Here is a 21,815-nt window from a genome sequence, read left to right on the forward strand (position 1 = left end):
CATCCTGTAGTGGAAATCAGCATCACTCTACTCCTTTTACGAAAATTTGGTAATTTAATTGATAATCTTGTTTTTCAACAGCGTGAAAAAGTAATACTATTTGAGTATTACTTTTTTTCATGAAAAAACTATAATATTTACCAGAAAATTAAACATTCTAATTAATGTGTCTTTATAGAAGCAAGTATTGAAAGTAAGCGTTTAATTAAATATGACATTTGTCATCTTTTTCATATGACGCCTGCTACTACCACTAGCAAAATTAACTTATATAATTAGGATAATATAATAATGAAAAGTTACAACATTAGGAAGGAACTTCTAAATGTCAAAAGAAAATCAAAAGAGTTTACGAAAGCAAATTATTCCTTATGAAAAATCAAATTTAAAAGCTAGTATTTGGCAAATGATTAATACTTTTATTCCATTTATATTTTTGTGGTATCTTGCTTATAAAAGTATATCTATTTCAGTAGTATTAACGATCTTTATTGATATAGTTGCTGCACTATTCTTAATAAGGATATTTATCATCTTCCATGATTGTTGTCATCAATCATTTTTTAAGAATAAAACAGCAAATAAAGTTCTTGGCACAATTACAGGCGTTGTTACTTTATTTCCTTTTAGCCAGTGGAAGCATAGTCATTCAATCCACCATGCGACAAGTGGTAATTTAGATAAGCGTGGAATTGGAGATATGTGGGTTTTAACTGTTGAAGAGTACGTTGCAGCACCGTTCTGGACAAAAATACAATATCGTCTATATCGTAATCCATTAATCATGTTTGGTTTAGGACCAATTTATATCGTATTAATTTCAAATCGATTCAATACGAAAAATGCAAAATTAAAAGAAAGACTAAACACTTATTTAACTAATATCTTAATTGTTGGGGTTTCAGCTTTATTTTGCTATACAATAGGTTGGGAAAATTATTTATTAGTGGAAGGTCCGATCTTTTTCATTTCGGCAGTATTAGGAATTTGGCTTTTCTATGTACAGCACCAATTTGAAGACACTTATTTTGAAGAAGATGCGAATTGGGAATATGTAAAAGCAGCGGTTGAAGGAAGCTCTTTTTATAAACTTCCAAAATTATTGCAATGGATTACTGGTAATATTGGATACCACCATGTTCATCATTTAAGTCCAAGAGTACCGAATTATAATTTAGAGACCGTTCATAATAATACGCTTCCATTACAAAATGTACCGACAATTACACTAAAAACAAGTTTAACGTCTTTAAAATTCAGATTATGGCATGAAGAAACAAAGCAATTTGTAGGATTTAAAGATATAAAATCAATCTATAAAGTAAATCGCGAAAGTTCAGACACTGTCTGAACTTTTGATGTATTTTATTTGCATTTTTATAAAGATTAACTTTGCTTAAGTATGATAAGATTGTTAAAGTAGGTCACAAATCGTTTGAATAATGAGGTAAATTTATGTTTAAAAGATATTTAGTTTTCCTAAAAAGTACCGGAATCTCACCATATATTTGGACAGTTTTAGGAATTTCGCCATTTTATTTTATTTTTCTTTCTGCTCATTCCACTTTAAGAATCATAATAGGAATTTTACTAACAATATCATTTTTTATAATCTATCGATTGGCGTACATATCTAAAGGATGGTCAATTTTTCTATGGTCATCAATCTTAATCATCATATCCACTTCAATGAATATACTTTTTAGCTATGTATATTTTGCATTTTTTATAGCTTATATGATTGGAAAGAGAAAAAATCGAGCTACATTTTTAACTTTATATATCCTTCATTTAGTCATTACTACAATATCAATCAACATCACGATTATCCTTCAAGAAGAATTAATAATTAGGCAGCTTCCATTTATTATCATTACTTGGATTAGCGTTATTTTATTACCATTTAGTCTTTACAGTCGAAATGAAAGAGGGCAATTGGAAGAAAAGTTAGTAGATGCTAATAAACGTATATCAGATCTAGTAAAACTAGAAGAACGTCAAAGAATTGCTCGTGATTTACATGATACACTAGGTCAAAAACTTTCACTGATTGGCTTAAAAAGTGACTTAGCTAGAAAGTTAATTACAAAGGATCCAGATTTAGCTCAAAATGAATTAAAGGATGTACAACAAACGGCCAGAACAGCTTTAAATGAGGTTCGAAAAATCGTTTCTCAAATGAGAGGGATTCGGATTAAAGATGAACTAATAAGGATTAAGCAAATTCTACATGCGGCTGAAATTATAGTTGAATGTAACGAAAACTTTCAACTTTCAAATGTTTCCTTACTTACAGAAAATATTGTCAGTATGTGCTTAAAAGAAGCCGTAACAAATGTAGTAAAACATAGTAATGCCACTTTATGTAAAATATCAATTAAACAAATGAAAAATGAAATAATTTTTTCGGTAATAGATAATGGAGTTGGTTGTAAATCAGAAAAATTTACAACTGGTTATGGGTTAATTGGAATGAAGGAACGACTCGAATTTGTGAATGGAACATTAGAGGTAAACTGTGAAAACGGAATGACTTTAATTATGAAAGTTCCAATCGATGTAAAACAAATTGAAGTGGAGGAACTAGTATGATTAGGATTGTAATTGCTGAAGACCAACGAATGCTATTAGGTGCACTTGGTTCTTTACTTAATCTAGAAGATGATATGGAAGTTGTTGGTCAAGCATCAAACGGAGAAGAAGCAGTTAAACTAGTCAAGCGATTTCAACCTGATATTTGTATAATGGATATTGAAATGCCTGGTAAAACTGGACTTGAGGCCGCAGAAGAATTAAAACCTTTAGATTGTAAAGTAATTATATTAACAACTTTTGCTAGATCTGGTTATTTTCAAAGAGCATTAAAAGCGGGTGTAAAGGGCTATTTATTAAAGGATAGTCCAAGTGAAGAGTTAGCAAGCTCAATTAGAAGTATTATTGCCGGGAAGAGAATCTATGCTCCGGAACTTATGGATGATGTTTACGCAGAAGAAAATCCGTTAACTGACCGAGAGAAAGAAGTTTTAGAACTAGTAGCGGATGGTAAGAACACACAAGAAATTGCGGATGAATTGAGTCTAAAAACAGGAACAGTTAGAAATTATATATCTATGATTTTGGACAAATTAGAAGTTAAAAATAGAATCGAAGCTATAAAACAATCAAAAGAAAAAGGTTGGTTTAAGTGAAGTTAATGGCAGGAAGAATAAAAAACAAGAAAAGCAGGTTGGGAAAGAATTAAAAACAAAATTTTTCAATCCTTTTAGGCCTAAATCCTGCATTCCTTGTTCACCATTTAGTTTCCTGCTTTTCTTTTTTCTTTTTTTCTAGATTTTATTTTTCCTTTTCCAGATTTTTGTACTTCCTTAAAAAATTCGTCTAGTTCCTGATTGAACTTATCTGTTTCTTCCAAAAATAAAAGATGACTACTATTATAAAATGGAACAAATTTTGAACCTTTTATATTTTTTTGAATAAACTCACCAGCGGCTAATGGAAAAAATCCATGACTACCAAAACAAATTAATGTTGGAATATCAACATTACGAAGAGTATCCCGATAATCTACAGCCGTTTGATTAAATACTATTGTACTTGCAATCGCTGCAGGTAATTTATTCATTTCTTTTAGTATCCATTTATGTTCTTTTGGATCAGGTTGATCCATATACATACCATATATAAAATCGCTATTAAATTTGTTCTGATCTTCTTGGATAGATTGCATTACATTTTTTAAAATCGTAAAATCAAATGCTCCAAACTCCCAATCTGGCCATATATAATCGGATGCAGATTGATCAACAACTGTTAGCGCCTTAATATTTTTACTCCCAAATTGATTAACATAATCCCACAAAACAAAAGCTCCCATTGACCAACCTACTAAAATTACATCCTTTAAATCTAGTTTTTCTATAAAACATTTTAAATCACGAGCGTACTGTGCAACTGTATGCCCATATTGAACTTTTGAGGACTTCCCATGTGCTCGTAAGTCTAACGTAATGACGCGATAATTTTTACTAAAATACGGTACTTGCTTATGAAAAAACTTACTACTCATCATAACTCCATGAACAAAAATAACAGTTTGACCTTCTCCGTGATCTTCATAATAGAGCTTTGTATGAGAATCAAGTTCTACATATGCCAATTTAATCGCCCCCATTGGCTTTTAAATGCCTTACATTCCTATATTATTTCATCTCATAATAATTCATGACTATTCGCAAATTCTTTGAATAAGGCTGTTTAATTTAAAATAACGGTTTTAATCACTTTATTACATTCGGGTAAAGATTAACGTAATTACATAATGTTTTTCAATTTAAAATAAAAATGTGGTAAAATTCAGATAAATATAGAAATTTAGCCAAGCATGAAATAATACCTATTGTTTATTTTTTATCGGAATGATCGTTAAATAAACTTTCCTGTATTACATAAAACCGACTAAGGTGTGATTTAATGGAACATGCTGGATTTTACTGGGTAGGGTTAATCTTTTGGTTGTTATTTAGTACTGGATTCATTCTTTTAGTTTTGGGACTATGGAAAAAATCGTGGAAATCATTAGTAGTGAGCGGAGTTGCATTAATTCTACCAACACTATATTTTGGTGGCGCAGAGAATTGGTTTAAGTTGGTTGTATTTCTTCCAATAATTCCATTAGCACTCGCTTTCATCATCAAAAAAACCAATGTTTGAGATGGGTATTAATATACTGTTTTGAATGAAAAGGAGAGAAATAAATGAATGTGATTGAAGGTTTTATTGAAGTAACAGGCGGGAAGGTATGGTATCAGTTTCATAATAAAAATTCATCTAAAACCCCTGTTGTTGTTTTACATGGAGGACCTGGATCATCGCATTATTCCATGCAAGGTCTACACGTATTAGCAGAAGATCGCCCAGTAATTTTTTATGATCAGTTAGGCTGTGGAAAGTCTGACCGTCCAACAGATACTTCTTTATGGAATATTGATAGATTCGTTGAAGAATTAGCGCAAATCCGAGAAGCACTTTCGCTTGATGAGTTTCATATACTCGGTCATTCATGGGGAACAACACTTGCTGCTGCTTATTATTTATCGAGCCCAGATGGAGTAAAAAGTATAATCTTTTCAAGTCCTTGTTTAAGCGCCCCATTATGGGCTGAGGATCAGCATCGAAATCGAAAACTACTCCCGCTTGATGTACAAGAAACATTAATAAAGTGCGAAGAAAATGGAACAACTGATTCAGAGGAATACAAAAATGCCAACGCTGTATTTAATAAGCATTTTGTTTGCAGATTAGATCCATATCCAGAATTCCTTAAAAAAGGAAAACACTACAGAAATCCAGAAGTATACAATATTATGTGGGGACCATCCGAGTTTCATGTAACTGGAAACTTAAAGGATTTTGACTGCACTTCAAAATTAAAAGACATCCAAATCCCTACATTGTATACTTGCGGTAGATACGATGAAGCAACGCCTAAATCAACAGAATATTTCAGCGAGCTAACGCCTAATGGAAAATTCCACGAATATGAGCAAAGTGCACATATGCCATACATAGAAGAACCAGAAGAGTATATACGAGTAGTTGAAAGCTTTTTGAAGGAAGTTGAATAAACATTTAAATTGTGAAACGTAAGGTTGATACCTTGCGTTTTTTTTTTTTATGGTGGATTTAGTTAGTGGTGGGGGGACGGGTAGCTGGAAAGGGAAAGGGTGATTTTTAGTAACTTTTAGGGTGTTCATGAGGAAGTAAAAAAGGAAAAAAGTGAGATTTGTTACCTCATAGGGTGTTCATGAGGAAGTAAAAAAGAAAAAAAGTATTCTGTAGTACCTCATAGAGTGTTCATGAGGAAGTTAAAAAGGGAAAAATTGATCTATAGTACCTCATAGAGTGTTCATGAGGAAGTAAAAAAGAAAAAAAGTGTTGTGTAGTACCTCATAGAGTGTTCATGAGGAAGGAAAAAAGGAAAAAAGTGTTCAGTAGTACCTCATAGAGTGTTCATGAGGAAGTTAAAAAGGGAAAAATTGATCTATAGTACCTCATAGAGTGTTCATGAAGAAGTTAAAAAGGGAAAAATTGATCTATAGTACCTTATAGGGTGTTCATGAGGAAGAAAAAAAGAAAAAAAGTGTTCAGTAGTACCTCATAGAGTGTCATGAGTAAATAATAGAAAAAAATTGGAATAAAATATCTCATAAGATACTGAAAAAGCAAAAAGGAAAAGAACTTACATAAAATAGGACCAAATATTATTAGAATTATCTGAAATATTAGGTCCTAAAGATGCAAATATTCTATTAAATAATCTATTTATTTTATTAATTCTAGCGAATACGTTGTCGCCTCATCCACTGAGTCGCAACCCATTTTTCTCCACTAATAACAGGGCTACCTGCATGAATCGTTAGTTCATTGATTGCTTCATCCTGATAAAAATATTCAAAGTATAAAGCAGTGCCTTTTTTTGCGGCGACAGAATAATTAAGTGTAGGAAAAATCGTTTCTCCGCCTTCTTCCACATCATTTAAATAAAGAATGAGTGTACTAATCCTATTATTTTTTGTCCGATGATTAGAAAAGTAATCGAAATGTGGTTTATACTGCTGGCCTGGTTCGTAATGAAGAACTTGTAATGGTTCTGCATGTTCGATTGGAATATTCATGATCGTTTCGATTCGATTTTCAATGCGTTTAATAAGTTCCGTTTCACTTTCCTCAAAAAACATACCACTACTTGTTCGCATCTCATTTTCCTCATGAGTTAATCCAATTTTTGATCGTTTCATGCGTAACTTTGCATGGTTGATTAACTCGTCACATTCTTCATCACTTAAAACATTATCAAGTAAGACCACTAATGGTTCCTCTTTCCGAGTAATTATCTCAATCTCGCGATCAATTGTTTGGATAATCGGGCCAATATGATTAAAAATGGTTTGTTCGGTTTCTTTTAAATTTCCTACTTCTAACATTTTGTCACATCTCCTTGTATATTTCATTAATACAAATCCTAGGAAAAATTGCTGAGATTATTGCTTTGAACAAATTTCGTAAATCATTTTTGTAGAAAAGAAAAAACTGAAATTTAGACTGTTGAATCAAGGCTACAATATCCTTAGACAAAAAATTTGGTTTAAGAATAAATTCCTCATTGTATTGGCATTTTCCTGCTTAAACCAAAGCCTATCAGACAAATGTCTAAAGAAAATTTTGAAAATTAATTTAGAGTATTTTAATTGTGGAAATACTGGAGTTTTGTCGGATTTTATGTGTTGAAAACCAATAATATTGATCATAAGGGGCTTATGTTTGAGTTAAATAAAACAAGAAATGATATAATTTAATCATATGAAAATAGTAATTATTCAATTAAATGTTAGATGTTTAATAAAGAAAAAAGGTCAGATAAGCTAAAACTAGCTCATCTAACCTTAGTAAGGTATCTATTTCATTGGGTGCAAAGCCTTATATCGATCGACTGCTTTTTCATCTGCAGTTTTTGACATTTTGTAATGATAAATCGCATCTTCCCAGTCTCCATACATCGGATTTGGTAATTGGATATACTTTATACCTAGGTCCTTTGCAATTTTATCGACATTATCTTTTCGAGTTTTCAAATCCGCTTTATAAAAAATATCTGATAAATCGTTTGAATTATCGCCTACTAACATAACAATTTCATGAGTTTTTGCAATCTCTGATTGTCTCGGTCCTTTTTGAGCTGTATCTGTTTTTAAAAATAAGTGTTTTGAGTCAACATTCGGTAATCCATGTAAATTCAAATTTTTAATTGTGTCATCTCGTGTTTTTTCAGGACGATTTGTAAGATAAAAAACATCTACATTCATTTTTTTCGCTGCTAGCAAGAAATCTTTTGCACCTGGAATTAAATCAGCTTTTGCCATATGGATCCATTCATCCCAGCCTTGTGGGTAAGAAGTATTATTTTTAATGGACCAAGCAGTATCAGGGGAATTATCAAGGATTGTTTCATCAATGTCTAAAACAACTGCGGCTGGTTTCGCTTTTTTATTTAATTTATCACTTGCTTTCTTTTTAACCATTGTTTCAGCAAGCTCTTCTTTTGCCTGATTATAAATTTGAATTTGCAAAGCCTTGTTTTCCGCAGAGGATTGAAACCAATTAGTAGACATAACATTATGTTCTTGTGTGCTTCTTGCAAATTCAGCTTTACTAAAACCGATGCCAGCTAATGAACCAAATGCAAATGCAAATAAGATAGAGAGAATAATAACGATTTTTTTCATAATAATTTCCTTTCATATATATTAAATGTACTAGCTAAATAAAAATTAGGTAGTAAATATGAAAAATTGCTTTTCAAGGTTGTTATTACCTAAAGACTAAAAAATATTCGCCTTTAATTAAAAATTTCATTTACCGTAATTTCGGAAATTTCTGAATTTAGTAAAGAAAATGATATGATATAAGGGATTTAAATTTAAGTTTAAGGGAGGTTATCGATGACTATTCATTTAGAAATCGTAACAAGAGAAAATTGGGAAGAAGCATTAAAACTTGAAGTAGATAGAGAACAATTGGATTTTGTTCCTTCGGTTGCAGTATCCATTGCAAAAGTATATATAAAACCAGATGGCAAAAATGTGGAATATATCCCATTTGCCATTTATGATGATCAGAAAATGGTCGGATTTATTATGCATGCTTATGAAGAACATACAACAAATAGTTATTGGATAAATGGGTTTTTAATTGATAAACAGTTTCAGGGTAAAGGTTATGGTAAATTAGCATTTGCTGAAATGATAAAATGGATTGTGAATAAATTTCAGCAATGCAATGAAATTCGCTTAACAGTTCATAAAGATAATAAATTAGCTATGAATTTATATAAGCAATCCGGATTTAATCCGACTGGTGACTACTTTGGTGAAGAAGCAGTTTGGTATTATATTGTTCAGAGATAACTGAATTTACGTATGATTAATTTTGAATAATATGTGAACAATTTTTAAAATGATAGGAATTAGTACCTATTTTCAAGAAATAGTAGGGTATGTCAAAAAGTAGGGGTTTTTACGCTATGGAGAAATGGGAACGAAGACTTATTAATACGAAACGAGGTACATTTGAAGTATTTTGTAAAGGTGTGGGAGAGCCTTTATGTGTCACACATAATTACTCTGAGTTTAATGAAACAGGAGATTATTTTGCTAATTCATTTACTAAATTATTTAAAGTATTTTTAATAAATTTAAGAGAAACGGGTAATTCTGAAAAAGCACATTTTCCTTATGAATTAAGTATGTTAGAAACAATATTTGATTTAGAAGAAATTAGGAAAACGTTAGGTTATTCATCCTGGAATTTTGCTGGACATTCTACTGGTGGAATGATTGGAATCATTTATGGGATCTATTTTTCAAATTCTTTAAATCATAATATTATTGTTGGTGCTGCAGCAAGAGACTATGCAACATTTTCAAAAAACTGTATTTATAACAGGGCTCATCCGCAATTTAATAACATGCAAGAATTAATTGAAAGATTAAAAAGTAATGAATTGTCTAATGCAGAAAGAAAATCTCTATCAATTGAGCGGACAAAGCTATCTTTACATAAGCCTGAACGATATCATGACTATTTTAATTTACCAATCTCTAAAAAAATGTCTGCAATTCGACTTAATTATTTTAATCGAGAATATCAAATTTACGATGTAACAAAAAAAGTTAGCATTAATAAGCTGTCCAACTTTAATCATTTGTGGCAAACATGATGTACAGTGTCCAATCGAATATTCAGAAGAAATGGCTGAAGGAATTGAAAATTCGAAATTAGTCATTTTAAGTGAAAGTAATCATTATCCATTTTTAGAAGAGAAGGAATTGTTTTTTATGGAAGTAAAACAATTTACTAAAAAAACGCTTGTCTAAATCTACTGTAGAAGTTGAAAAAATGTATAAAATGAAGTCAAAATAAGTACAAATAATTTAGAGCAATTTAATGATTGCTTTCATCCTTTTTATACCCTAGATAAATTAAGTTAGTAAGTATACGAATGGGGAAGCGACAGAAGATTTTTTACTAAACTAAGTAAAACAGTAAATATAATTAATAATCAACCCAATCATGATTCCAAAGCGATTCAAATGAATCGTTTTTTTTTTTTTTTGAATTGTTAGAAAATGGTTAATTCATGGTAAAATATTTTTAATATAAAATAGTCTTAAATATGTCTAAAATTAATTAACTTTTCATTTAAGGAGAATACAAAATGAATTTGCGAGTCCTTTTCGTTATTATTGCATCTTTTTTATCATTAGTTTGTGGCTCTGGATTTAGTCCATTGTTAATAACAAATGTTTTACTTGCCTTAATCGCAGGTATATTATATGAACGAAGAGAAGAAAAACAAGTTAAGGAATAATTTATGAATGACTAAAGTTGTTAACAAGCACCAATTGAAAAATTATGGGATCTACCTTATGTCCACGGAACAAGTTTAACGATTATTAATTTTGGTGAAGAGAAAGAGTTGGAATTTGAAGTACTTTGCGATACAACTCGATTGGATCGTATTTAATGTTTTTACTAAAATATGTTAGCCTACCTAAATTAAAATAGGTAGGCTAATTTAATGATTAAATTGATTGGAGAGATTTTTCATTTTTATTGAATTTGCTAACTTCTTGATCAATTACTTTAATTAATAGGATTGTAACTAATACAAAAACAACATCTATAAAATAGATTAATATGTTTAAATATGTTTCCTGTAGCATAATGCCAAGCATGGCTCCCATCATTCCACCCATAATTCCCGCAGTTATACCTTCTAGTACAGCCATTAATGATAAAGGTTTACCTGTTAAGTATCCTATTAATATGCCTGCAGTCATTGAAATAATTGTAGGAATCGTCAAATCTGTATTCCGAAAAAAAATACCAAAGATTGTACCTACGGTGACACTTGTCATCATTGAATTCGTCATACTAATCATTTTTCCAGCTGTACAAGAAAGTTTTTCTTTTTTTCTATTTGCGATTATGATGACATATGATGAAAGTAGAACAGTTAAGACAATGCTAGCCCATTCTAAGAACATTAAGTTAAACTCCTCCCTATGTAGGATCCTTAGTTGTTTGAGTTATAACGTTCAATTATATGTTGAAAAAGCTTAATTGTATGAATGAGATAAGAATAATTTTATTTTTATTTATCCTTTCACAGAATTATCACAAATTTAATTAACCTTTTTAAGTAAAGTAAGGGTGAGGATTTTATCTAAAAAGGAGTGATGTTAATGAAGAAATTCTTTTACATATTCATAACTATGTTATGTATTTTACTAGTTTGTTCTGGTTGTGGAAAAAAGGCTGAAGTTAAATCGAGTCCTTTTTTAGATCATATTCAATTATCAATTAACGAAAAAAATTTAACAAATAAAAACCATACACATGTGTATCAAGTAAATTTAGTAGATTCAGATGGAAAAGAAGTTGATGTAGATTCGATTAATTTTAAAATGGAAATGAAAAGTATGAATCATCATGTTGAAGCGAGTATGAAGAAAATAAATACAGGTATATATGAAGTGAGCTTGGAACTCCCAATGGAAGGTACTTGGAGTAAACAAATTACTTTAAAAAAGGGTGAAAATGAACGTAAAGTATCAATTAAATAAACAAGAATAAGAAAAAGATAGTAAATTTAGTAAGCTAGACTATTTTTACTATCTTTTTTTGAAATACAATTGGTTGTCCATTTAAGCCAAATTGGTTTACCTGCTTCTGTTATTAAATAATTAATCTACAACAATATAACCAATCATTGGTGCCCCGTCATGAGAATGTGTATCACAAATTAATCGGTATGTACCTTCTTTTTTAAAGAATAAAGGTACTTCAGTCGTTTTACCTTTGACAACTACACCCGTGGTATTTGTTCCTTCGATATGGAAACTATGTTCTTTTCCGTTTAATCCATGAATTTTTAAATTTACTTTTTGGTTTTTTTCGATAACTATTGTACCTGGATCCCATCTATAAGCTTCTAATTCCGTTCCATCATCTAGCTTTGTACTGAATTCGGCTGTAATCATATCGATGTCTATTGTTTTTACGTGTTGCTGCCCTACTGCAGTCTGAACTGAATTTGGTGTTAAGTAATACCAACCACTTAATCCAATCACTACAAGGAGAAAGCAAATTAATAACCATTTTTTCTTAATAAAAATAAAGTGCATAAGACACCTCCAAAAATAATTTCATATTATAAAATATGCTTATCCTATTGATAACTTGTCTAATAATTCTACTTTCATAAGTTTCATAATTATTTCTTTCATTCATAATGTATAGAAGGGAATAATTACTAAATTTGGATTATTCAAGAATGGTAATCTACTATATAATGGAAATGTAGTAATTTTTTTGGAGGGGATCTGATGTTTAAAAAAGTACTAGCTAGACTAGGAATTGGAGCAGCTTCGGTAGATACAATTATTCATACTAAAGATTTATATCCAGGAAAAAATGTTGAAGGTGTAGTTGAAATTAAAGGTGGTTCAGTTGCACAAGAAATTAATCATATTGGGCTTAAATTAAAGTCTTATGCTAAAAAGAAAAGTGGAGACGATGAGGTAAACGTTAAAATTCAATTACATGAAGAACGTGTATCCGGCAAAATGAAAATTGAAGCGAATGAAGAAAAAGTTATTCCTTTTTCGTTCCAATTGCCATTTTACACACCGATTACAATAAGACATGGCCAAGTTTGGATTGAGACTGATTTAGATATCGATTTAAGTATAGACCCAACAGATACTGATTTCTTAAAGGTTCATGCACATGAAGAATTAGCAAACTTTGTAGAAGCATTTAAAATTCTTGGCTTTCGTTTACGTCAGGTCGAGGTGGAGGCTCAAAATGGTCGATTCTATCAAGAGTGGGAGTTTGTTCCAAGCTCTAAAAGAGAATGGCGATTTGATGAAATTGAATGTATGATCGAACCCAATAAAGATGGACTGTTTATGATGATAGCAGTAGATAAAGCTGGTTCATTTCGTGGTTTAACAGGTTTACTACAGGAGTCATTCGGATTAGATGAAAAGAAAACGTCTCTTAGTTTTAGAAATGAGCAACTCCATGATGTACAATCAATTGCAAATTCGCTTAGGGCGTTTTTACAACAATATAACTGATAAAAAAGTAAGAGAGAGTTTTTGTCTCTTGCTTTTTAATTTTTACACTATCTGAAATTCTCATTCTTTAGACTGAATTTAAATGGAATTTATAATAAAAACTATCCGTAAAAGAATTTATCGAATACAATAATATTTATTAGAAAAAATTAACATTTTTATGTTGAAAAGGAGATTTTATGAAATCTAACGTAAAAAATTTGAAATGGATTTCGGGTGGTTTTGAAGCATTACTCGGGATACCTGTTTTAGGTGGTTCGATCGTTATTGGTTTTGGTTATACGCCGTTATTTATAGCTTTAATCCTCCACATTATTACACTCGTGTTAGCAAAAAAGGCTGGTGTCTCTGCTAGTGGAAATATTTTTGGGATCGTTACTTCTTGTCTTGCATGGATACCGGTATTAGGTATGATTATGCATATTCTATCAGCCATTTTTATTTTAATTGGTGCAGCAACTCAACGTTCTAAATAGAAGGATTTATAGGTAAGATATAATTATATGTCTGTTTTTAAGAACAAGACTAACATCAGGTTAGTCTTTCATTATTTTTAAGAAAGAGTGGTAAAGTTGGTCTTTTTCTTAATCAGTGGTTTTTTCATTCTTCTTATTCTAGGAATCGTTTTAATTATAAAGGGTTTTTTAGTAAAAGGACTAATATTGATTAGTGCAAGTATCGTTTTTGGAATTATAATGATTATTTACTATGAGCGGAGAAGACAGAATAGGGGATTCGATTGGTGTGATTGTGGTGATTTTGGTTTTATACCAGATTGTGACATCCCTGATTGTCATCATCACATCCCTGATTGTCATCATCACATGCCTGATTGCACACCTGATTGTGCACCTGATTGTGATTGTAGCCCAGATTGTCCAAGCTAATAGGGGGATTAATTTTGATTTTAAATTGGTTTCCATGTCATCGTAAGCAAGAAAGGTCGTTTCATATAGGTTCTTATACTTTTCCACTCTGTGCAAGGTGTACTGCCATCCTTGTGGGTTATTTGTTTCTTCCATTTCTATTTATGATCTCATCATTTATATTTTGGTGGTACATTCCTATTTTAATGACTCCGTTATTAATTGATGGTTATACACAGAAATGGAAATGGAGAGAAAGTACTAATTTCTTACGTTTCTTAACAGGATTCTTATTTGGAATTGCTCAAACAATCTTGATTGTAAAGTCTGTTTTATTTTTGATAAAAATTCTTATGTAACTTCTATATCATGCTAATGAATTTTTTCCTACTTGATTGGTTAAAGTAACATTTAGATTCTTTACTAAGGAGGATTAAAAAATGGAAGATACACATGAATTTGTCGAAAAATTACATGAAAAACAGAGAAAAGACCAAAAAAATAAAGAACACCAAGGTAATGGAACTCCAAATGAAAAACTACCTACTAAGCAACATGGAACAAATAAATAAAATTAAAAAAGCATGAAGCTGTGGCTATAGTCATGGCTTTTTTTATATATTAAATATAATAAATAATTTGCGTTCATTCAAAATTCTATTTAAAAATAAGAACGATGCTGAAAATATATTATATAATTATTGTCATTAATAAATTTAATCAGCAAAATTAAATAAGAAAGAAGACACAATGTCTTCTTCCTTATATTTTTAAATATCCTTTTTGTTACAGACTGTGGGCCTTTGTGTTAGTTTTCAAGATAAGGTTTGGCTGAGACATCATCGTATTACCGTTCACTTGAGATGCTGAACGCTTAGCCCTTGTCCAATTATGAACAAATTTCTGAGAATGTGGATCTAAATGATTTTTGGAGTTCATGTTTGATTCACCTCTTAGATATTATAGGATATTTTCGATATTCAATTGAATATCGTAGTTAGTATTTGAAAATAAGTTGAAAAAGATACTATTTAAATACATTAAATTAAATATCGATTTAGCACTTTGAAACTCAGGGATTGTTTATTAAAGATACCATTGTTAATAGTAAAACAATAAATTTTACCATAGTTAATTTTTTGAAGGATTTGTATAAATTTTATTGAATTCCTTTAAGTTTAAAATAAATATTTTGAATTGAAAGGATTTAAAAGATGGAAAAATTACTAATAAACATACTAAAAAAATATTCATTATCAGTTAAATCAATTGAAATTGTTAAAGACTTAAACATACAAAATTGGCATAATGATAAGCATTTTAAAATTCTAGTTAACAACAAAGCTTATTCAGCTAGATTTATTAGTAAACATCGCTCAAATAATGAATTTTTTGGTGAACTTTCAGATGAAATAATAGAAGAACAAATAAAATTCACAGAATTATTAGTTGAAAATAGAATTCCATTTATGCATATTGTTAAATCTAGAAAGAATGAACGTTTTTTGAGCGTTTTAATTGATAATCAATCGTATCGTTTTATATTATTTAAATGGATAGATGGAATTCATATTACTAACTTTAATCATACGATAACTGAAAAAGTTGGAATTATGGCGGCTAGTTTTCATGAGACTGCGGCTCAAATTAAATGTAATTCTTTTTCTAAAAAATCACATTTAATTGCCTATGAAGGTTTTGTGAATAGGCTTATGGTTGAATTAAATTCAAAAGATATTCTGAAAAAAAATAAAACATTACTAAGTGATTACTTAGAATTGACTAAACTGCATATAAACAATGCACAAACTGATCAATTTGAATTTATTATTCAGTCAGATTTGAATCCACTAAATATTATTTGGGATAATGAGGATCTAACAATAAAAGGAATTGTTGATTTTGAATCGATTACTTATGTTGACCGAATTGAAGGGTTGGCGTGGTTAATTAAATGGTATTCAAAAACAAGTGAGAATACATCAGTCGACATGTCAAAGAATTTAGTTGGAAAATTTATGAATAAATATTGTGACCATTTTCAAATTAGAACAGAGCATATTAATCGACTTTCTTCATTACTTTGGCTATCTGGGTGCATAAATTGGGGATTCTATCGAAAAACTTTAAATTTAATCAATACAGATGAAAATAAATTAAAACCGCATTTAGATTATTATTTAAGAAGATGGAAAGAATTAAAGGCGTTATTAATTTAAAGACATTGTTAATATACTTTTTTCAAAGGGGAAACCGGGATGGATATTCAAAATGAGGTCTTACAATTTAAAATGGATATAGGTGTAAAAAAACCTGATAGTATTAAAAATAAAGAAGTTAAATGCCCATTCTGTGATCGTGAAAACTTAACGGATATTATCGATACATCTGGTTCGATTATTTATTTGAAAAATAAATATCCAACATTAGAAGATACGTTTCAAACTGTTATTATTGAAAGCGAAGATTGTGAAGGAGATCCTTCGAAATATTCTTTAATACATTTGACAGAATTATTAGCCTTTGCAATTGATAAATGGAATGAAATGGAATCGACAGGAGAATACAAATCTGTTATTTTATATAAAAATCATGGCCCATTATCAGGGGGAACACTAAGTCATCCGCATATGCAAATTGTTGGATTAAAAAATATTGATTACAACAAAAAGGTAACAGATGTGTATTTCGAGGGGATTACAATTTCGTCGGGTAAAGGATATGAATTAAACATTTCTATTCATCCAATTATGGGATTTAGAGAATTCAATATTCTTATTGATGATGAGGAATTTATTCCACAAATGTCTGTCTACTTACAAACGGTTACACATTATTTACTTAACCATTTTTATAAAGGACTTCAAAGCTATAATTTATTCTTTTATAAATGGAAGGGGAAAATTATATGTAAAATTATTCCTAGATTTGTTGTATCGCCATTATTTATCGGTTATTCAATTTCTCAAGTGTCTAATCAGTTAGAAGTACATAAAGATCAAATACTTAGTCTTTACCAAAAAGAATTAGAGGCATTATCTTTAATTTAAAAAGAGCTTACGCGTTGTAAGCTCTTTTTCACGTTGTTGAAAACAAAATTGTTCACTTATTATCAAATTTTCGTAAAAGGATTAGAGTGATGTTAATTTCCATTATAGGATGCTCACTTTCCGTGGGGCGAGATGATATAGCCTCCTCGGCGAGTCTGCGGGGTCTCAGCCTTCCCGTATATCCGATACTCAATAAGCAATTATCCTTAATAAAAGGAAGTTATGAAAATCAATTATCATTTGGAGTACAATCAACGTCGAAGTTTCTATAGCTTAATAATTTATAATTCGTTTTTTAATTCTCTAATTTGCTCAATATGACGTTTTTCATGAACACCTATAAAAGGTATCCATTGTTTTAAATTGATTTGTCCAAAAATCGGATGAGGTATGCCTTTATCATCTAATTTATGATCTTTAGTTAGTTCAACAAATTCATGTAGTGATCTTCTAGATTGGTTCAATTTCTCAGTCATTTCTTTTTTAGTAATGAATTGATCAGTTGGTTCAAAATGAGGTGGAGAGGTTATTTTTTTAGTACGATCAATTGCTAGGTGAATTGGCTTATCTTGTATAACTTCACTAGGTGCTTCATTAAATATACGTGTCATTAGCTTTACTAATTTAGATTCCATTAAGTATAAATGTTCTAGAACTTGAATAATGGACCATTTTTCATTATTTACCTTTTTATTTAACTGTTCATCTGTTAAATGATCAATAACTTCCATCAGTTCTTCACGAATTTGGATATTTTCCTTCAAAAGATTTTCCCCATTTCTATATTAATAATCGTAAACCAAAATTTTTTAACAGACTCTATGAATCTAAAAATTGAGTATTACTTATTTAGATAAATATTATGAGTAATCATAAGAAATAATATAAAAAACAAATTTAAATTCTTATTTTTAGTTTAATGTAGCTTGTAAATTTTTACAAATTTGAGCGATTTTGAATGATTTTGAATGGTTTAGGTTGTTATTGAGCGTTTTTGGAAGAAAATGATTGATTTTTTATTTTTTGTGTCTTATACTTGGTTTTATGAAAGGATGAATTCTATGTTAACTCCGGAAAGACAACAATTCATAATAGAGATGATCAAAAGAATGGGTATTGTGAAATTAAGGGATATCGTAGAGGCGACAAATACTTCTGAATCCACAATACGTCGTGATTTAGTTGAGCTTGAGTCTCTTAATCTCTTAAAAAGAGTTCATGGTGGAGCAGCTTCAATCAATAGCAAAGCCACTGAATTAAGTATGACTGAAAAAACAACCAAAAACGTTCAAAGTAAAAAATTAATCGCCGGGCTTGCAGTAGCTCAAATTAATGAAGGCGATTGTATATATTTAGATGCTGGTAGTACTACATTCGAAATGATTCCTTTATTAAAGGGGTTAGATGTAACAGTCGTTACGAATGGATTAATGCATGTTGAAGCTCTTTTCGAAAATGAAGTGTCCGCATATCTTATAGGTGGAAAAATGAAAGGGCATACAAAAGCGTTGATTGGAAGTATGGCTTCTGAAAGTTTAAAGAATTATCGGTTTGATAAATGTTTTATTGGGGCGAATGGTATCCATCCTCGATTTGGCTATACTACGCCAGATCCTGAAGAGGCGTTTGTAAAGAAAACAGCAATCTCTATTTCAGAGAAAGTATTTATCATAGCTGATTACAGTAAATTTGGTGAAACAAGTTTTGCGAAGATTGGTGAAATTGAAGAAGCGATTATTTTAACGGACGAAATAGATGATGTACTAGCCAAACAATTTGAGGAAAAAACATCTTTGATAAAGGTAGTGAAATCATGATTTATACAGTAACACTTAATCCTTCAATTGATTACATCGTTGAAGTAGACGATATCGGGTTAGGAAAAATTAATCGAATGAAAAGGGAAAATAAATTTCCTGGTGGTAAAGGAATTAATGTTTCTAGAGTTTTGAAAAGATTAGATGTCGAAAGCATAGCACTTGGTTTCGTAGGAGGATTTACAGGAGATTTTATTAAAAATGTCTTGGGAAATGAAAGAGTTACATCTGACTTTGTTCAAGTGGAAGGCGATTCTAGAATTAACATAAAATTAAAATCTCAATTAGAAACTGAAATTAACGGACAAGGACCTGCAATTTCCGAGGAAAAATTAGATCAATTTTTTTATAAATTAAAACAAATTAAAAAAGGTGATTATGTTGTATTAGCTGGTAATATCCCTAATACATTACCATCTGATTTATATGAACAATTGACTTTTTGGGGACAAGAAAATGGAATTCATATCATTGTAGATGCAAGTGGAAAAGTACTTTTAGATGTGGTTAAACATCGTCCATTTTTTATCAAGCCAAATCATCATGAATTAGGTGACTTATTTGATGTCAAAATTACTTCCATTGAACAAGCAATCCCGTACGGTAAAAAGTTAGTTGAAATGGGTGCTCAAAATGTAGGAATATCGTTCGCAGGTGATGGAGCGATTCTTATAACTGAGTCTTCCGTTTATGTATCAAATGTTCCAAAGGGAGAAGTAATTAATTCAGTCGGTGCAGGTGATTCACTTGTGGCTGGTTTTATTGGTACTTATGTAAAAACAAATAATATTGAAACTGCATTTAAAGTAGGTGTAGCATCAGGTAGTGCTACCGCTTTTTCAGAGGATTTAACAAAAAGAGAGAAAATTGAAGAATTACTTAATCAAGTAAAGATTGAAAAAGGTTAGGGGGGCGAACTATGAGAATCACAGAATTATTAAAAATAGATACAGTTCTCATTGATTTGAATTCATCATCAAAAATGTCAGTAATTGATGAATTAATTCAAGTTTTAGATCAGTCAGGGAAATTAAACGATAAACAAAAATTTAAAGAAGCGATTTTAACACGTGAAGGTCAAAGCACAACAGGTATAGGAGAAGGAATTGCAATTCCACATGCTAAAACTGCGGCGGTTAACACTCCTGCAATTGCATTTGGTCGCTCAAAAGATGGGGTTGATTATGAATCACTTGATGGTCAACCGGCTCACTTATTTTTTATGATTGCAGCTAGTGAAGGCGCAAATAATGCGCATTTAGAAACATTATCTAGATTATCTTCACTATTAATGGATGATGAATTTCGGGGCTCTTTATTAAGTGCAAATGATGCAAATGAAATTATTCAGTTAATCGATCAAAAAGAAAAATCGTTAAATGATGAAAATGAAGAAACAGTTATAGAAGATTCATCACGTCCACTAGTCCTTGCAGTAACTGCATGTCCAACAGGTATTGCTCACACTTATATGGCGGCAGATGCTTTAAAGGCAAAAGCAAGAGAATTAAATATTGATTTAAAAGTTGAAACGAATGGATCAACAGGGATAAAAAATGAATTAACAAAAGACGAGATTAATAGAGCAGCAGCTATTATCGTAGCGGCGGATAAACAAGTTGAAGTAAATCGCTTTGATGGAAAGCATGTAATCCAAGTTCCAGTAGCAGATGGAATTCGCAAGTCAAAGGAATTACTTGAAAGAGCTGTTAAACAAGATGCACCAATTTTTCATGCTAATCATAATGGTGGTGGCAGTTCTTCAACGAATCAAGGTTCGGGAATTTACAAGCACTTAATGAATGGTGTAAGTAATATGTTACCTTTTGTAGTTGGTGGGGGAATTCTAATAGCGTTAGCATTTGCTTTTGGAGGAATTCATACAAAAGGTCCTGTTGCTGAATTACTAATGAAAATTGGAGGAACAGGTGCTTTTAGTTATTTAGTTCCTATATTAGCTGGTTTTATTGCAAGTTCGATTGCCGATCGACCTGGATTTGTACCAGGGGTAGTTGGTGGATTTTTAGCTTCAAGTGCTGGAGCGGGATTCTTAGGTGGTTTAATTGCAGGTTTCTTAGCTGGTTATGTTGTACTTGGACTAAAGAAAGTATTTTCTAAGTTACCAAAATCATTAGAAGGTATTAAGCCGGTTCTATTATATCCAGTATTTGGATTATTAATTACTGGTATTTTAATGGAATTAGTCGTTAATCCTCCTGTAACTTATTTAAATTCAGCTTTAACTCATTGGTTAAGTAGTTTAAATGGTGGAAACGCTGTATTGTTAGGATTAATTCTTGGTGGAATGATGGCAGTAGATATGGGTGGACCTATCAATAAAGCTGCATTCACATTTGGTATAGCTGCAATTGCAGCAAATAATTTTGCACCACATGCTGCTGTAATGGCAGGTGGTATGGTACCTCCATTAGGTATTGCTTTAGCTACTACACTTTTCAAATCGAAGTTCACTGAAATGGAACGCAAATCAGGTATTACAAACTATGTTATGGGGATTTCTTTTATAACAGAAGGAGCGATACCATTTGCTGCTGCAGACCCAGTAAGGGTAATTGTAAGTTCTGTTGTAGGTTCTTCAATCGCAGGTGGACTTGCAATGTCATTTGGTATTACATTACCTGCCCCACATGGTGGAGCATTTGTTATTCCGTTAGTAAATAAACCAGTATTGTATTTACTAGCTATATTAATTGGCTCAATCATCACAGCGATCATGCTTGGAATTTGGAAAAAAAGAGTAAATGAATAATTAAGTACAACAAAAAGGCGATCTATAAGTCAATACTTTGACTTATAGGGTCGTCTTTTTTATTTTTTGTTAACAGTTTTACAAATACTGGAACTTCCAAGTGAATAATA

The 21,815-nt window shown here is 30.8% G+C and carries 25 protein-coding genes and 1 pseudogene; 19 read left to right on the forward strand and 7 right to left on the reverse strand.

The features are described 5' to 3' along the window. Nucleotides 1-325 precede the first annotated feature (325 nt). From ABEY15_RS22255 to ABEY15_RS22265, 3 genes are all read left to right on the forward strand, one after another. Complete coding sequence (locus ABEY15_RS22255; RefSeq protein ID WP_429892190.1) at nucleotides 326-1,351, forward strand: fatty acid desaturase; 1,026 nt, start codon at nucleotides 326-328, stop codon at nucleotides 1,349-1,351. Between the two features lie 104 nt (nucleotides 1,352-1,455). Then, nucleotides 1,456-2,592 carry a sensor histidine kinase gene (locus ABEY15_RS22260; protein WP_429892191.1) on the forward strand — a complete coding sequence of 379 codons (1,137 nt, stop codon included), beginning with the start codon at nucleotides 1,456-1,458 and terminating at the stop codon, nucleotides 2,590-2,592. Next, nucleotides 2,589-3,188, forward strand: a complete 600-nt coding sequence (locus ABEY15_RS22265) for a response regulator (protein WP_429892192.1) — start codon at nucleotides 2,589-2,591, stop codon at nucleotides 3,186-3,188. Before ABEY15_RS22260 ends, ABEY15_RS22265 begins: the two co-directional genes overlap by 4 nt. A gap of 107 nt (nucleotides 3,189-3,295) precedes the next feature. Here ABEY15_RS22265 and ABEY15_RS22270 read toward each other — a convergent pair whose 3' ends face one another. Next, nucleotides 3,296-4,156, reverse strand: a complete 861-nt coding sequence (locus ABEY15_RS22270) for an alpha/beta fold hydrolase (RefSeq protein WP_429892194.1) — start codon at nucleotides 4,154-4,156, stop codon at nucleotides 3,296-3,298. Nucleotides 4,157-4,470: 314 nt separating this feature from the next. Between ABEY15_RS22270 and ABEY15_RS22275 the strand changes: the two genes are divergently transcribed. Together ABEY15_RS22275 and ABEY15_RS22280 are read left to right on the forward strand one after the other, a co-directional pair. Then, nucleotides 4,471-4,710: a hypothetical protein gene (locus ABEY15_RS22275; protein ID WP_429892195.1), complete on the forward strand. Its 240-nt coding sequence runs from the start codon at nucleotides 4,471-4,473 to the stop codon at nucleotides 4,708-4,710. Between the two features lie 44 nt (nucleotides 4,711-4,754). Next, nucleotides 4,755-5,624, forward strand: coding sequence for a proline iminopeptidase-family hydrolase (locus ABEY15_RS22280; RefSeq protein WP_429892196.1), 870 nt, complete (start codon nucleotides 4,755-4,757; stop codon nucleotides 5,622-5,624). Between the two features lie 711 nt (nucleotides 5,625-6,335). Here the strand turns inward: ABEY15_RS22280 and ABEY15_RS22285 are convergent. Together ABEY15_RS22285 and ABEY15_RS22290 are read right to left on the reverse strand one after the other, a co-directional pair. Continuing rightward, nucleotides 6,336-6,983 carry a 2OG-Fe(II) oxygenase gene (locus ABEY15_RS22285; RefSeq protein ID WP_429892197.1) on the reverse strand — a complete coding sequence of 216 codons (648 nt, stop codon included), beginning with the start codon at nucleotides 6,981-6,983 and terminating at the stop codon, nucleotides 6,336-6,338. A gap of 471 nt (nucleotides 6,984-7,454) precedes the next feature. Beyond that, nucleotides 7,455-8,282, reverse strand: coding sequence for a 5'-nucleotidase, lipoprotein e(P4) family (locus ABEY15_RS22290; protein WP_429892198.1), 828 nt, complete (start codon nucleotides 8,280-8,282; stop codon nucleotides 7,455-7,457). Nucleotides 8,283-8,498: 216 nt separating this feature from the next. Between ABEY15_RS22290 and ABEY15_RS22295 the strand changes: the two genes are divergently transcribed. From ABEY15_RS22295 to ABEY15_RS22305, 3 genes and pseudogenes are all read left to right on the forward strand, one after another. After that, nucleotides 8,499-8,963 (forward strand): GNAT family N-acetyltransferase, encoded by a 465-nt coding sequence (locus tag ABEY15_RS22295; RefSeq protein ID WP_429892199.1) that lies wholly within the window; start codon nucleotides 8,499-8,501, stop codon nucleotides 8,961-8,963. A 116-nt stretch (nucleotides 8,964-9,079) separates the two neighbouring features. Then, nucleotides 9,080-9,932 (forward strand): annotated as a pseudogene (locus ABEY15_RS22300) (alpha/beta fold hydrolase). Between the two features lie 341 nt (nucleotides 9,933-10,273). Beyond that, entirely contained in the window at nucleotides 10,274-10,426 is a 153-nt protein-coding gene (locus tag ABEY15_RS22305; RefSeq protein ID WP_429892200.1) for a hypothetical protein, read from the forward strand. 214 nt (nucleotides 10,427-10,640) lie between these two features. On the opposite strand, the gene ABEY15_RS22310 is transcribed toward ABEY15_RS22305, so the two are convergent. Next, a complete protein-coding gene (locus ABEY15_RS22310) occupies nucleotides 10,641-11,105 on the reverse strand; it encodes a hypothetical protein (protein ID WP_429892201.1) in 465 nt (154 codons plus the stop codon). Between the two features lie 198 nt (nucleotides 11,106-11,303). On the opposite strand from ABEY15_RS22310, the gene ABEY15_RS22315 reads away from it, so the two are divergent. After that, on the forward strand, nucleotides 11,304-11,684 hold the full coding sequence (locus ABEY15_RS22315; protein ID WP_429892202.1) for a FixH family protein: 381 nt from the start codon (nucleotides 11,304-11,306) through the stop codon (nucleotides 11,682-11,684). Between the two features lie 120 nt (nucleotides 11,685-11,804). Here the strand turns inward: ABEY15_RS22315 and ABEY15_RS22320 are convergent, their stop codons facing one another. Further along, nucleotides 11,805-12,245: a cupredoxin domain-containing protein gene (locus ABEY15_RS22320; RefSeq protein ID WP_429892203.1), complete on the reverse strand. Its 441-nt coding sequence runs from the start codon at nucleotides 12,243-12,245 to the stop codon at nucleotides 11,805-11,807. 201 nt (nucleotides 12,246-12,446) lie between these two features. Here ABEY15_RS22320 and ABEY15_RS22325 point away from each other — a divergent pair, with 201 nt between their 5' ends. The 5 genes from ABEY15_RS22325 to ABEY15_RS22345 all read left to right on the forward strand — a co-directional run bounded on the left by ABEY15_RS22325 (nucleotide 12,447) and on the right by ABEY15_RS22345 (nucleotide 14,640). Then, nucleotides 12,447-13,202: a sporulation protein gene (locus ABEY15_RS22325; protein WP_429892204.1), complete on the forward strand. Its 756-nt coding sequence runs from the start codon at nucleotides 12,447-12,449 to the stop codon at nucleotides 13,200-13,202. A gap of 179 nt (nucleotides 13,203-13,381) precedes the next feature. Then, entirely contained in the window at nucleotides 13,382-13,678 is a 297-nt protein-coding gene (locus ABEY15_RS22330) for a hypothetical protein (RefSeq protein ID WP_429892205.1), read from the forward strand. Between the two features lie 186 nt (nucleotides 13,679-13,864). After that, entirely contained in the window at nucleotides 13,865-14,089 is a 225-nt protein-coding gene (locus ABEY15_RS22335; RefSeq protein WP_429892206.1) for a hypothetical protein, read from the forward strand. A gap of 14 nt (nucleotides 14,090-14,103) precedes the next feature. Next, nucleotides 14,104-14,427: a DUF2085 domain-containing protein gene (locus tag ABEY15_RS22340; protein ID WP_429892208.1), complete on the forward strand. Its 324-nt coding sequence runs from the start codon at nucleotides 14,104-14,106 to the stop codon at nucleotides 14,425-14,427. A gap of 81 nt (nucleotides 14,428-14,508) precedes the next feature. Beyond that, nucleotides 14,509-14,640: a DUF4023 domain-containing protein gene (locus ABEY15_RS22345; protein WP_056466015.1), complete on the forward strand. Its 132-nt coding sequence runs from the start codon at nucleotides 14,509-14,511 to the stop codon at nucleotides 14,638-14,640. 214 nt (nucleotides 14,641-14,854) lie between these two features. On the opposite strand, the gene ABEY15_RS22350 is transcribed toward ABEY15_RS22345, so the two are convergent. Further along, a complete protein-coding gene (locus ABEY15_RS22350) occupies nucleotides 14,855-15,007 on the reverse strand; it encodes a YpzG family protein (RefSeq protein ID WP_082459321.1) in 153 nt (50 codons plus the stop codon). A 275-nt stretch (nucleotides 15,008-15,282) separates the two neighbouring features. Here ABEY15_RS22350 and ABEY15_RS22355 point away from each other — a divergent pair, with 275 nt between their 5' ends. Together ABEY15_RS22355 and ABEY15_RS22360 are read left to right on the forward strand one after the other, a co-directional pair. Beyond that, on the forward strand, nucleotides 15,283-16,287 hold the full coding sequence (locus tag ABEY15_RS22355; RefSeq protein ID WP_429892209.1) for a phosphotransferase: 1,005 nt from the start codon (nucleotides 15,283-15,285) through the stop codon (nucleotides 16,285-16,287). Nucleotides 16,288-16,326: 39 nt separating this feature from the next. Next, nucleotides 16,327-17,118: a DUF4931 domain-containing protein gene (locus ABEY15_RS22360; protein WP_429892210.1), complete on the forward strand. Its 792-nt coding sequence runs from the start codon at nucleotides 16,327-16,329 to the stop codon at nucleotides 17,116-17,118. Nucleotides 17,119-17,399: 281 nt separating this feature from the next. Here ABEY15_RS22360 and ABEY15_RS22365 read toward each other — a convergent pair whose 3' ends face one another. Further along, on the reverse strand, nucleotides 17,400-17,882 hold the full coding sequence (locus tag ABEY15_RS22365) for a DinB family protein (protein WP_429892211.1): 483 nt from the start codon (nucleotides 17,880-17,882) through the stop codon (nucleotides 17,400-17,402). 297 nt (nucleotides 17,883-18,179) lie between these two features. Between ABEY15_RS22365 and ABEY15_RS22370 the strand changes: the two genes are divergently transcribed. From ABEY15_RS22370 to ABEY15_RS22380, 3 genes are read left to right on the forward strand one after another with little or no spacing between them, the layout of a single operon-like run. Continuing rightward, entirely contained in the window at nucleotides 18,180-18,935 is a 756-nt protein-coding gene (locus ABEY15_RS22370; protein ID WP_429892212.1) for a DeoR/GlpR family DNA-binding transcription regulator, read from the forward strand. Then, on the forward strand, nucleotides 18,932-19,843 hold the full coding sequence (gene pfkB, locus ABEY15_RS22375) for a 1-phosphofructokinase (RefSeq protein WP_429892214.1): 912 nt from the start codon (nucleotides 18,932-18,934) through the stop codon (nucleotides 19,841-19,843). The genes ABEY15_RS22370 and pfkB overlap by 4 nt, the downstream gene beginning before the upstream one ends. Before the next feature lie 11 nt (nucleotides 19,844-19,854). Continuing rightward, nucleotides 19,855-21,705, forward strand: coding sequence for a PTS fructose transporter subunit IIABC (locus tag ABEY15_RS22380; protein WP_429892215.1), 1,851 nt, complete (start codon nucleotides 19,855-19,857; stop codon nucleotides 21,703-21,705). Nucleotides 21,706-21,815 lie beyond the last annotated feature (110 nt).

The sequence above is a fragment of the Gottfriedia acidiceleris genome (assembly GCF_050457485.1).
In the GTDB taxonomy this organism is placed as follows: domain Bacteria; phylum Bacillota; class Bacilli; order Bacillales; family Bacillaceae_G; genus Gottfriedia; species Gottfriedia acidiceleris_D.

Coding starts and splice junctions, on each gene's coding strand:
- ABEY15_RS22380 (WP_429892215.1), top strand. CDS start 19,855: ATGAGAATCACAGAATTATTAAAAATAGATACAGTTCTCATTGATTTG.
- ABEY15_RS22370 (WP_429892212.1), top strand. CDS start 18,180: ATGTTAACTCCGGAAAGACAACAATTCATAATAGAGATGATCAAAAGA.
- ABEY15_RS22295 (WP_429892199.1), top strand. CDS start 8,499: ATGACTATTCATTTAGAAATCGTAACAAGAGAAAATTGGGAAGAAGCA.
- ABEY15_RS22310 (WP_429892201.1), bottom strand. CDS start 11,105: ATGTTCTTAGAATGGGCTAGCATTGTCTTAACTGTTCTACTTTCATCA.
- ABEY15_RS22355 (WP_429892209.1), top strand. CDS start 15,283: ATGGAAAAATTACTAATAAACATACTAAAAAAATATTCATTATCAGTT.
- ABEY15_RS22280 (WP_429892196.1), top strand. CDS start 4,755: ATGAATGTGATTGAAGGTTTTATTGAAGTAACAGGCGGGAAGGTATGG.
- ABEY15_RS22320 (WP_429892203.1), bottom strand. CDS start 12,245: ATGCACTTTATTTTTATTAAGAAAAAATGGTTATTAATTTGCTTTCTC.
- ABEY15_RS22285 (WP_429892197.1), bottom strand. CDS start 6,983: ATGTTAGAAGTAGGAAATTTAAAAGAAACCGAACAAACCATTTTTAAT.
- ABEY15_RS22260 (WP_429892191.1), top strand. CDS start 1,456: ATGTTTAAAAGATATTTAGTTTTCCTAAAAAGTACCGGAATCTCACCA.
- ABEY15_RS22315 (WP_429892202.1), top strand. CDS start 11,304: ATGAAGAAATTCTTTTACATATTCATAACTATGTTATGTATTTTACTA.
- ABEY15_RS22290 (WP_429892198.1), bottom strand. CDS start 8,282: ATGAAAAAAATCGTTATTATTCTCTCTATCTTATTTGCATTTGCATTT.
- ABEY15_RS22330 (WP_429892205.1), top strand. CDS start 13,382: ATGAAATCTAACGTAAAAAATTTGAAATGGATTTCGGGTGGTTTTGAA.
- ABEY15_RS22325 (WP_429892204.1), top strand. CDS start 12,447: ATGTTTAAAAAAGTACTAGCTAGACTAGGAATTGGAGCAGCTTCGGTA.
- ABEY15_RS22265 (WP_429892192.1), top strand. CDS start 2,589: ATGATTAGGATTGTAATTGCTGAAGACCAACGAATGCTATTAGGTGCA.
- ABEY15_RS22255 (WP_429892190.1), top strand. CDS start 326: ATGTCAAAAGAAAATCAAAAGAGTTTACGAAAGCAAATTATTCCTTAT.
- ABEY15_RS22345 (WP_056466015.1), top strand. CDS start 14,509: ATGGAAGATACACATGAATTTGTCGAAAAATTACATGAAAAACAGAGA.
- pfkB (WP_429892214.1), top strand. CDS start 18,932: ATGATTTATACAGTAACACTTAATCCTTCAATTGATTACATCGTTGAA.
- ABEY15_RS22275 (WP_429892195.1), top strand. CDS start 4,471: ATGGAACATGCTGGATTTTACTGGGTAGGGTTAATCTTTTGGTTGTTA.
- ABEY15_RS22360 (WP_429892210.1), top strand. CDS start 16,327: ATGGATATTCAAAATGAGGTCTTACAATTTAAAATGGATATAGGTGTA.
- ABEY15_RS22350 (WP_082459321.1), bottom strand. CDS start 15,007: ATGAACTCCAAAAATCATTTAGATCCACATTCTCAGAAATTTGTTCAT.
- ABEY15_RS22305 (WP_429892200.1), top strand. CDS start 10,274: ATGAATTTGCGAGTCCTTTTCGTTATTATTGCATCTTTTTTATCATTA.